This window comes from Streptomyces sp. TP-A0356, from assembly GCF_001417775.1.
In the GTDB taxonomy this organism is placed as follows: Bacteria; Actinomycetota; Actinomycetes; order Streptomycetales; family Streptomycetaceae; genus Streptomyces.
In genome coordinates, this window is the sequence record NZ_BBZJ01000054.1 from 1 (window position 1) to 10,480 (window position 10,480).

Below are 10,480 nucleotides of genomic sequence, written 5' to 3' on the forward strand. Positions count from 1 at the left end.
TAGCGAACGGTGGAACTCAGTCGGAGTTGTTCAGCGGCGTCCGGCGGTGAGCCGGCCGTCGAAGGTGATGTCGAAGGCTTGGAGTGCGGCCTTCCAGCGCATGGTCCAGCGTTTGCGTCCGGTTCCGGTCGGGTCCAGGCTCATGACGGCCAGGTAGACCAAGCGATGGTCGTGTCGGCGGTGCGGGCGGGGTGGTGTGGCCGCCTTCTGGCGCCGGGAGTCGGCTGTTACTGGTCGGGGTGGACGGCCTGGACGCCGGTGCCCGCGTACGCCTTCGGTGTCAGGGTGAGCAGGAAACGTCCGCTGGGGTGGGCGGCGGAGGGACGGGCGGCGTGGATGGCGTGGACGGCCGCCCAGGGGTGGCCGAACCGCAGCAGCTCGGTGGCGGTGACCGCGGCGTCGGTGTCGAACGCCTCGATCTGGATGAACCGCAGCCCCTTGATGTAGCCGAGCAAGCCCGGCCGTTCGGTGTCGCCAGCCGTCAGGGACAGCACCGGCGCATACAGATCACCGAGTCCGCCGGAGGCCTGCACGTAGAACGCTGCGACCGCCTCGTTGAACGGGTCCTTCGGGTCGTACAGCGCCGCGGCGGTCGTGTGGTCCAGGACGACTGCGATCGCCGCCACTACGCGGCCGCCCGCGGACCGTGCGAGGCGGCGCCCAGGCGCTCGAGCAGAGCCCGGGCCTTGGCCTCGGCCTCCGGGCTCGGCGCGCTGCCGAGGGCGGATGCGAGCTCGGCGCGGGCGAGCTCGGCCCGCTCGGCGTACTCGGCCTGGGTGGGAGTGCCCTGCGCGAGGTCCTCGACCAGGTTGCGAATGGTGGTGCCGTGCTCGGCCGCCAGCTGGGCGAGCCGGTCCCGCGCGGCCGTGCTCACCTTGATGCTCGTCTCGTCTGCTGCCATGTTCCTCACTCTACTCGCATCCTCTACCGTTGGTAGAGGAAACGGCAGCGCGCTACCGGTTCGCCTCCGCGTCCGTACCGAAGATCGTCTCGCGCACCGAGAGAACGCCTCTGCACGCGATTAGTACGCCAGATGTACGCCCCGTGCGGTGCGTGAGATGCCTTATCGGCGGCCGGTGTCCTCAGCGGGGTCGGCGCGTTCCATGTACGCGCCGAGCGCGGCGCGCAGGTCGCCAAGTGCGCCGGCCGTCGACTTCGCCTTTTGCTGCAGCTCGTCGAGCTCGGCTTCGGTGAGCGAGTCGACCCAGGCGATCATGCGTCGGTGCTCGGCCTCTTCCTCGTCGCGCAGCTGCTGGTCGTACCAGTCGAGTTCGGGCCCGGCGAACAATGACCGGATAGCCTCATCCCGCTCGCGCCGAGCCTCGACCCACTCGTACACCGCGCACGGGTAGGAGGACGGCGGCCCAGGCGGCCCGGCCAGGATCCGCGCGCGACCGTCCAGCAGGGCCCGGGTGGCCTTCTTGCCGGCACCGATGGCCGCCGCGAAGTCGATCACCAGCTGCTCACTGGCCAGCCGCCGACCGGACAGGGCGTTGTCGAGGTCCCTGCGGGAGAACCGGCCCCCGCCCGCGGCGACTATCGCGCCCCGGGTGGGATCGCCGGCGGCGGCGCACATGCGGAGCATGGCCTCGGCCATTCCACCCTGGGTGGTGAAGCGGCCCGGCACGTACCGGTTTCCGGCCGCCATGACCGGCTGCGGGCGGACGGCGCTCGCGGCCGCCTCCCACACGAGAGCGGCCTTGTCCTCGTCGGCGTCAGCGCCCCGGGCGAAGGCGACGACCGTGTGCTGCCTGGGCAGCCCGCCGTTCGGGGTCAGGGCCCGGCGCAGGGTGCTCTCGGAGATGGGCATCCCGGCGTCGGTCGCCCGGCGGGCGATGATGTCGAATGTCCGTCTGCCCTTGGCGTTGCGCATCCAGCCGCGCAGTACGGTCAGTTCCACGGGCTCGGCCGCCCGCCGCCTGCCGAGCGGACCCGGGCCGCCAGGGCGGCTCATTCTCGGCTTCCGGAGACGAGCGCGGCGAGCAGGCGCCCCGCACTTCGGGGCAGCAGCAGGAGACACACCGCCGCGACAAGCGCCGCCAGGACGGCGGGGATCGGGCGCTGGAGAATGGCGAGCACAGTCACCGCGGCGATGGAGGCGATGAGGACGCAGGCCTCACCGGCCCCCAGGCGCCGGGACGCGTCCGGCCCGGCCGGCTGTTCCTCGGCGGGGCCGCTGGGCGGGTGCATGGACATGGCGTATCTCCAGGTGCGTGTGCTGGGTATCGAACGGCCGCAGGCCCCGCGGGACTTCGCCCGGCGCGGTGAGCCGATGGTGACAGCGCACGGACCGCGAGCGCGACCCGGTCACGCCAGACCCGCAACCGACGTACCTTCCCAGGCCGGCGCATCCGAGCAGGTCAGACCCCAGAACCGAGCAAAAGGGCCATCCACGCCCCGAAACCGAGAGTGCCCTGCCTCCACACGCTGCTGGCGATCCGCCCCCCTGTCCGTCTGGATGCAGCCGTATGCCGCCTGAGCGACCCCCGCGAGCGAAGCGCTCCCGCCGCCCGGCGCACCCCGATCACCCTTCAAGATCCTCTGTCCGGTTCATTCACCGGGGCCGCCGTCTGCGCCGCTGCCCGCCTCCTGCTCGTCGTTCGCCAGTTTGCGCAGCGTACGGATCCACGCGTTCATGAAGCCGGTGGGATGTCCGGGTCCCGCGCGAATTGTTCCATCAGCGCTTCGTACAGGTTGTCGTAGAACGGCTCGAGGAAGATCACCAGGGACTCGGTGAACTGCCTGGGGGAGGGGTTGATGGCGATGGCGTGGTCCAGGAACGGGAACATGCCCCACTCGTCGATCCGCTGCCGCAGTGCGGCCTGTGCCGGGGTGTCCGGCAGGAGCAGTCCGGCAGCGCGCACAGCCCGTAGAACATACGCAGACCGACCAGCACCTCTCGTGCGCGCACCAGCTCCTCGTCACTCGCCTGCTGCGGCCGCGGCGGTGCTGGCGGCGGTGACGGCGGTGGGATGCGACGACGGCACCGGGGTGCGGGTGGTGGTGAGGGGGACGCCGCCCGCCCCCCCCCGTACAGCGGAGCCCTGTACGTCCCCACCCATGGCCTGGACGAGAGCGGCCCCCGTGCCCTGCGGCTGGCCTCCGGCGCCGCGGGCCGGGCACTGGAGTGCGACGGGGAGATCTTCGAGGACGGCGGACCCGACGGCTGGTCCAGGTCGGAGGGCGGTGACACGCCCGAGGAGGGGCTGGAGCTCTACTTCGACATGTTCCAGCCCGTGCAGCCCGACCACGGCTACCGGGCCGAGCGCCGGGAGGCCGACCGGGTGCTGTACTCCTTCGACGTCAAGGGCCGCACCAAGGTGGCCGTCGTGGTGGCCAAGGACCAGAAGGACCGCCCCGGTTGGGGCCCGGAGAAGACGAACGCCGCCTGCGATCCCGCCGAACTCCCGGCCGCGTACGCGGCCGCCCAGGGCTGGGAGGTGTGGACGGACCGCGACGGCGCACGGGTGCCGGTGAGCCGGCTGGAAAGCTCCACCGGAGCCGAGCACTGCGGCTGGCAGTCGGTCCGCTTCCTCACCCTGGGCGGCCGCACGTACGTCCGTGATCCCGAGGGTGTGCTCGCCCGTGACGGGCTGCTCAGCGCGCCGTACCGCAAGCAGGTCCGCATGCCCGCGGGCGCCCGCGACACCGGGTACCACTACCGTGACCGGCAGCACCTGTGGCTGACGGAGGACCGGGACACCGCCTACGTCCGCACGTCCTCCGGAGTGGAGCCTGGCCCCGGGCGGCGCGGGAGGTCGCCTGCAAGTGACCGGTCACCGGCTCCGGTGCAGTGCGACCAGCAACTGCCAGACCTGGTCCGCGACTTCCTCCGGCGCGGCCCGCAGCAGCCCGTGCAGCCAGTCCGCGAGGACACCCGCGAAGGTCGCCGCCACCGCCGACGCGACCAGCGGGGCGTCAGCCGCGCCGGCCAGTTCGCGCTCCTCGAGGCTGCGGGCCCGCAGGTCCCGGTGCAGCACCCGACCGAGCGGCCCGCCGCCGCCCGGCGCGAGCAGCGACCGGTACAGGGCCGCGTGCGGGGACAGACCGGTGAAGAACTCCCGCAGCGCGGGCGGGGCGTGGACCGGATCGGGCCGCCCCCGCCAGGCGTGCAGCGCGTCCACCGCCTGCCGGACGACGTCCGCGCACGCGTCGACCGCCAGCGCCTCGGTGCTGTCGTAGTGCACATAGAACGTGGCCCGGCCCACCCCGGCCCGGCGCACCAGCGCGGCCACGGCGACCTCCGCCGGCGGTCGCTCGGCGCACTCGGCGAGCAGGGCGGCGCGCAGCCTGGCGCGGGTGCGCGCCGCCCTCGGGTCCTCGTGCGGCGCCCGGCTCATCGTGCGGCGAGGACGGCGGCCAGCGCGAGCGCGCCGGGCAGCGCCTGGGCGAACAGGATGCGGCGGTTGGCCGTGGTGGCGCCGAAAACGCCCGCCACCACCACACAAGACAGGAAGAACACCTGGACCCGGAAGCCGGTCGGGTCGGCGGCGAGAAGCCCCCACACCAGTCCGGCCGCGAGGAAGCCGTTGTAGAGGCCCTGGTTGGCGGCCAGCGGAGCGGTCGCCCGGGCCGTCTCCGGGTCGAACCCGTGCAGCCCCCGCCCCGGCTTCCGCTGCCACAGGAACATCTCCAGCACCAGGATGTACATGTGCAACACGGCCACCAGGCCGACCAGCACGTTCGCCACGATTTCCATGAGCAGCGAGCCCTCCCCTTCCTGGACAGGTGTCCAGGATAACTGGACACCTGTCCAAGAAATCACCGGGGATGGGTCACTCCACCACGCTCTCGCGTTCGCCGGCCCCGCGGTGCCTGCAACGGATCCCCTTTCGCAAGCTGTCTCTCGGCTCCTTCACCAAGCCGAGGGGCCTGCCGATTCGCACGCGATCCGTACGGTTTATTGCCCTGGCTGCCGCCGAGATCCGCCGTCTCTCTGGAGGACGCCCGCGACCTCGAATCGATCCGCGCCGCCTGGCCCCCTACCTCACCCACCGCAGCCCCGGGCGACTCCCAGTCGCCGCAAGGCCCCGGGTCGGTCAATAGGGCTCGGCCGATCCGGTGTACCCCTGCCTCACGCAGCACGTACGGTCCATCGGGCAAGAGACGACGGTGGGGCGGCCAATCCCTCGGTGGGGCGGCCAATCCCTGGTGACCATCATGTCCAGCGCATGCCGATGGCGGAGAGTTGCTGTACAGGAGCGGTCCTTCTGATCGGTAGTTGGTGGCCTGGCCTGCACTGATCAGTTTGTGGTGCGTCGGTGGGCGGGGGATTGCAGTGTGCCGGTAGCTGCAGTGATTGCGGACGCTGTGCTGGACCAGGAGCCTGGCCTGCGGCATCGTCAGTTAGCTGGTTCGGCGATCAGGTCGTGTCATCTGCGTTGCGCAAGGTTCAGGTTCAGTGATCCTTCGTATGCAGCGGCGCTGGATGAGCCAGACGCCCGGGTATCCGTCGCGGGAGTCGGTGTTGGCCGCGTTGCCTGCGACGGTGGTGCGCGAGGGGCCTTTCGCGCTGCGGGCCGGGCTGCCGGTCCGGTGGCGCGCAGTAGGACGGCTCGGTGCCGAGGGGGCCCAAGGGGCGGCGTTCTGGGCCTTCCTGCATTGGTGGGTCGATAAGGACATCGGTGATCACCCGACACGGGAGCCCCCTGTCACACGGCAGCAGGGGGCTCCGCCCCGCGTTCTGCAGCGGCGAGGCGGCGGCCGGGAGAGGGCCGCGGGCGTGAAGAATCGGCACGATTGGCGTCATGGTCAGCCGGAAGTGCACGAGGTCGGCCGCCGGACGGTCTTCAGCCACATCCCCGGGGACAGCTACGCACCGGTAGGCCGATGGCGCAGTAGGCCGTGGCGCCCGCCCAGGGGGAGAGGCAGCCTCGACAAGGACGGCATCGTGCAGGAATGGCGGTGCGCGGCCTCCGCCGCGTCAAGGTGCCGTTACCCCGCTGTGACGGCCCCCGCCCAGCGGCCGTCACAGCGGCCGACTGCTACTGCGCCGGCACTGTTGCCTGGTAGGTGAGGATCTCCGTCCCGTCGCCCTCGTCACCGTTGTCCGGCGCCACCCACATCGTCAGCTTGTTGCCGTCGGCTGCGATCTTGAAGGGGTTGCGGGTGGCCACGTGTCCGGCAGTGGACCACTGCTGGAAGGGGACCTCGTGCAGCAGCTCGTGGGCGTGCACGTCGAGCAGGCCGATACCGCCGAGTTCGTACGTGGCGGAGGCGCCGCCGGCGGCGGGGGTCTGGGGAAGGTTTGTGATGCCGCCGCAGATCATCTTGTGGGCGGGCAGGCTCTGGCAGTCCTGGTAGTCGATGAAGTGGCCAGGGTTGTCCCAGGACGCGAGCTGCTTGCCGTCCAGGTTCCACTCGATGAAGCGGCGCGAGCCCCAGGTCTGGCCGATCAGGTGCCCGGTGGCCTTGTCGCGGACGACACCGCCGACGTGGTCGTCGAACGTGAACTGCTTGTGGACCTCCAGGGTCTTCGCGTCGACGCGGTACATGGTGGCCGCGCTATTGGGCCGGTACTCGGCCACCGGCACCCACACCGAGGTGCCGTCGAAGTCGATGCCGGAGGGGTGGTACATGTTGCCCTCGCCGAGGACGATGTCCTTCTGCAGGTTCCCCTTGCGGTCCATCACGAAGAGGTGCCCGATGCCCTTGCCCGGCGTGCGGTCGTAACGGCCTTGCGGGACCGGGTACTTGACGGTCGGCTCGATGATCTGCACGGAGGACAGGAAGATGCGGTCACCGGCGAACGCGATGCCCTCCGGGTGGTACGTATGGAACTTCAGCTGGAGTTTGTCGACCAGGTTCCAAGCGGTGCTTCGGGTCACCGCGGAGAAGTCGGCCGCCACGCCGGCGGCGGGCGTGCTCGGAGCGGCGGCAGTGGCGGCGGCGGTCGCCGCGCCCCCGGCGACGAGCACCAGTGATGCGGCCGCTATCGTCGCGCGCTGGGTGATTGCGATCTTCGTGTTCTTCATGATGAACCTCTTGCTGCGGTTTGCCCCAGGACGCGGCGAACCTATGCGCAGACCATGAATGCCAGACGATGTGATCGACAACGGTCACGGAACAGCTCGTTCACGGCAGCTGTGGTTCTTGATCTTCACGGTGGGGCCAGGTCGTCGCGTCTGCGGTGATGTTGTTCCAGAGGCGGTGGGCTGCGGCGGCCCGACGCTGGTGTTGGCGGCGCCAGGCGGACCAGTGCAGGAGATGGTCCAGGTCTCGACGCGGGCGGGGCAGCACGGTGGCCCGCAGGAGGCGGAGCAGTTCGCGGGCGCTGACCGGGACGAGTCGGCCGCGGGTGGCGTGGGCGGTGGTGCGCAGGCGGGTGACGGCGAGGACGGCGGCGGCGAGCATGCTGATTAGGCTCCAGCGCATCCAGGAGTTCCAGCAGGTGGTCTGGCCCTGGTCGAGGCCGCAGGCACTCTTGCCGAGTTGGAAGTCCTCTTCGATCTTCCAGCGGCAGCAGATCACCTCGACCAGTGTGGCCAGGGCGACGAGGGTGGCGGAAAGAAGGAGAGTTCGCCGGTGTAGCGGTGACGGCGGATGACCAGGTGGGAGTGGCCGGCTGCGTGTCCGGTGGGGGTGTCGTCGGCGGGCACGTCGATCAGGGCCCAGTCGTAGTGGCGGTCGCCCTTGAGTCCGTGGCCGGTGCGCATGCGTGCCCAGGCGTTCTTGGGGACCTGGCCGGCGAGTTCGGCGGCGGTGAAGGTGCCGGCGGAGGTGGCCACGCGGTGGTCCGTCTTGACGGCCACGGTGTAGTCGAAGCCCAGGCGGCGGGCGGCCAGGCGCAGTTCGCGTCCGCCGTACACCTCGTCGGCGGCCATCCAGCGGGCGTGGATGCCCAGGGTGCTGGCGCGTTCGAGCATGCCGGCGGACAGCTGTGGCTTGGTGGCGAACTCCCGTTCGTCGGGGACGTGGGTGAGCAGGCGCCGCTCTTCGTCGGCGGCCCAGGCGGCGGGCAGGTACAGTTCCCGGTCGATCATCGCGTGGCCGCGTCGGGAGGCGTAGGTGAGGTGGACGGCGACCTGGCACAGGCCCACGCCGCCCAGGGCTCCGGAGTACTGGTGGGCCGCTCCGACGGCGTCGGTGCAAGACTTCTCGTCGCCCGTCTCATCCACCACCAGCACGGCCTGGTCATCGGCGAGTTCGCTGGTGATCCACGCGGCGAGGCGGTCGCGGGCCAGATCGTGGTCGACGCGGGCGCGGGCGAGGAAGTGCTGCAGGCGGTGCGGACCGCAGTGACCCAGAGCCTCGGCGGGTAGCTCCGGCGCATTGCTGCGCCGGAGCCCCCTCAGAACCGGCCGTGCCCGCTTTCCAGGCAACCGGCTCAAGCAAGCCCCTCAGGCTCGCAGGCGTGCAGACTTCCCGGACTCGTTGTCGTCTCTGGTGAACCGTCGATGACAGTGAGTGTGCATGAGCCGCAGTACGGCTTGATCGTTCGGCGTGCCGTGGCCCGGTGTGACGGTGATTGCGTGTTTGCGCAGTGCCTTCCGGGTGACGGAGAGCCATTGTTCCCACTCTTGCGGGCTCTGTGGCTCCCGGTCGGCGAGCAACAGCAGCCCTCGGCATATGGGGCATCGGCCATGCTGTTCCAGCAGGAGGCGGAGCATGGCTCGCGAGACCGGGGGTTTGCTGCGGCGGCGCCGACGGGCCCAGTACTCGGTGAGGGACGGGTCATCCGGAGATGCCGTCCCCGTGACGAGCTGGTGCCGAACAATCTTGGTCCAGGCGAATTTCCGGAGGTAGTAGCCGGTGTCCCTGCTACCGAACACCCATCGGTCCTGCCTGGCGGGGTTGAACATACCGAAGTACCGGTTCACGACCCAGCGCCTCAGCTTGTTCGGATGCGTGAGCCTGGCCCACTTGTAGGTCAGTCTCCACACATGATGATCCAGCGCCTGAAAAGCGCGACTGGATACCCCAATCCGGTAATAGGCTGCCCATCCGGCGATAATCGGGTTGAGCGTGTGGATCACTCCATCGGAGTTCGCCCCACGCAGCGCCCTCATCTCGGCAGACAGTCGTTTCCGGATTCGCCGCAGGGCGTCCTTGCTCGGCTTGGTCAGCAGCTTTCCGCGATATCGGCGGATGTTGAAGCCCAGGAAGTCCACGCCCTGGTTCAAATGCGTGATCCGGGTCTTGGCCTCATTGAAGACCAGCCCTCTGGGCTTCAGCCAGCTGGCGAGCCGCGCCTTGACCTGCTCGGCCTGTTCACGGGAGTGGCACAGCGCGAGAAGATCGTCGGCGTAGCGGACGACCACGGGCGATCCGGCTGCCACGTGCGCGGCATCCGTACCGAGCCGGAGATAGACAACTCCGGCAGCGGTCTCCATGCCATGCAGAGCAACATTCATCAACACAGGGCTGATCACACCGCCTTGAGGCGTTCCCTCTTCCGTCGGTGTGAACCAGTTATCCTCGACCACACCCGATTTCAGCCATTGCCGGACCAGTCCCCGAGCGGGGAAGCTGCCCAGCGAGGCATAGATATGATCGTGGCTGAGCCGGTCGAATGCCGCTTCCAGATCCGCATCAAGCACCCACAGGCGTTTAGCACTCCTTCCCTTTCCTGCCTGGTGAATAGCCTTGATCGCGTCATGGCAGCCACGGCCGGGCCGAAATCCATACGACCTCGGCTCGAACCGTGCTTCCCACTCGGGCTCCAGTGCATTGAGCGCGACAGCCTGAAGTGCCCTGTCGGCGATCACGGGAATTCCGAGCGGGCGACGGCGCCCGTTGTTTTTCGGCACATATACCCGCTTGACCGGCCGCGGCGACCACGGCGTGGTCCGGCGCTGCACCCAGTCGGCCAGCTCGGCCTTGCCCTGAGCGCTCACGATGACCTTGCCGTCGACGCCCGCCGTCTTGCGGCCAGCATTGACCTCCGTCACCCGCCGCACACCCATCAGCGCGTTGGCACGTGAACGGAGCATCAGTTTCTGCAGGTTTCGGACCTTCTTCAGGTCCCCGGCCTGCGATGCCGCGAAGATCCGCTGCCTCAGACGCCGTACGTCCCTCTCAACCGTCCGCCGCTGCACGGCGTCCCAGTCGAGCGGCCCGTCCTCAGGTCCGTTCACCGCAGCCGCCGCGGCGTCGACAGCGTCCGCCTCCACCATGACTGAGGTGTCCAACTTGTCCCTCGGTTCCCGCGTCGTTCATCATCGTTCCTCGCAGGCTCACCCGACCCGCGTCGGCACCCTTTCGGGTCGGAGCAGGGGCTCCTATCCGGCCAGTTATGCGGGAGCCGCTGACGGAGGAGTCAGCCTCGGGCTCCCGGTTTCCTGCTGCCTTTCGGCCACCGGCATTCGCTTCTCGGGTCGTCCTGCACCCGCCACGGACATCCGCGTTCCTCACGGTCCGCCTACCAGGCCAGCGCATGCCGCCTGGACCGTGACGGGGTTGTCACGTTCCGCATGAGTGAGCTACGACCGGGTTGGGCGCCCTCTGCACCCCGGGGACGGTGGTGCGCTCCCGGCTGACC

Annotated in this window: 11 protein-coding genes; all 11 read right to left on the reverse strand. The window is 69.7% G+C overall.

From position 1 onward, the window contains the following. Positions 1-227: 227 nt before the first annotated feature. Complete coding sequence (locus tag ASC56_RS37015; protein WP_055495994.1) at positions 228-626, reverse strand: hypothetical protein; 399 nt, start codon at positions 624-626, stop codon at positions 228-230. Further along, positions 626-901 (reverse strand): hypothetical protein, encoded by a 276-nt coding sequence (locus ASC56_RS37020; RefSeq protein WP_055495995.1) that lies wholly within the window; start codon positions 899-901, stop codon positions 626-628. Before ASC56_RS37020 ends, ASC56_RS37015 begins: the two co-directional genes overlap by 1 nt. A gap of 162 nt (positions 902-1,063) precedes the next feature. Continuing rightward, on the reverse strand, positions 1,064-1,954 hold the full coding sequence (locus tag ASC56_RS37025) for a hypothetical protein (protein ID WP_055495996.1): 891 nt from the start codon (positions 1,952-1,954) through the stop codon (positions 1,064-1,066). After that, entirely contained in the window at positions 1,951-2,196 is a 246-nt protein-coding gene (locus ASC56_RS41015; protein WP_055495997.1) for a hypothetical protein, read from the reverse strand. The genes ASC56_RS37025 and ASC56_RS41015 overlap by 4 nt, the downstream gene beginning before the upstream one ends. A 437-nt stretch (positions 2,197-2,633) precedes the next feature. After that, the gene (locus tag ASC56_RS37035; RefSeq protein ID WP_055495998.1) at positions 2,634-2,864 is read right to left on the reverse strand and encodes a hypothetical protein; all 231 of its coding nucleotides are present in this window, start codon (positions 2,862-2,864) and stop codon (positions 2,634-2,636) included. 912 nt (positions 2,865-3,776) lie between these two features. Continuing rightward, the gene (locus tag ASC56_RS37050; RefSeq protein ID WP_055496001.1) at positions 3,777-4,340 is read right to left on the reverse strand and encodes a TetR/AcrR family transcriptional regulator; all 564 of its coding nucleotides are present in this window, start codon (positions 4,338-4,340) and stop codon (positions 3,777-3,779) included. Beyond that, entirely contained in the window at positions 4,337-4,699 is a 363-nt protein-coding gene (locus tag ASC56_RS37055; protein ID WP_055496002.1) for a DUF1304 domain-containing protein, read from the reverse strand. Before ASC56_RS37055 ends, ASC56_RS37050 begins: the two co-directional genes overlap by 4 nt. A gap of 1,285 nt (positions 4,700-5,984) precedes the next feature. After that, positions 5,985-6,974 carry a DUF6454 family protein gene (locus ASC56_RS37060; protein ID WP_055496003.1) on the reverse strand — a complete coding sequence of 330 codons (990 nt, stop codon included), beginning with the start codon at positions 6,972-6,974 and terminating at the stop codon, positions 5,985-5,987. 100 nt (positions 6,975-7,074) lie between these two features. Continuing rightward, entirely contained in the window at positions 7,075-7,470 is a 396-nt protein-coding gene (locus ASC56_RS37065; RefSeq protein ID WP_055496004.1) for a hypothetical protein, read from the reverse strand. Continuing rightward, positions 7,467-8,330 (reverse strand): IS701 family transposase, encoded by an 864-nt coding sequence (locus tag ASC56_RS37070; protein WP_079102985.1) that lies wholly within the window; start codon positions 8,328-8,330, stop codon positions 7,467-7,469. The genes ASC56_RS37065 and ASC56_RS37070 overlap by 4 nt, the downstream gene beginning before the upstream one ends. Before the next feature lie 9 nt (positions 8,331-8,339). Next, positions 8,340-10,115, reverse strand: a complete 1,776-nt coding sequence (gene ltrA / locus ASC56_RS37080; RefSeq protein WP_055496007.1) for a group II intron reverse transcriptase/maturase — start codon at positions 10,113-10,115, stop codon at positions 8,340-8,342. Positions 10,116-10,480: the final 365 nt, after the last annotated feature.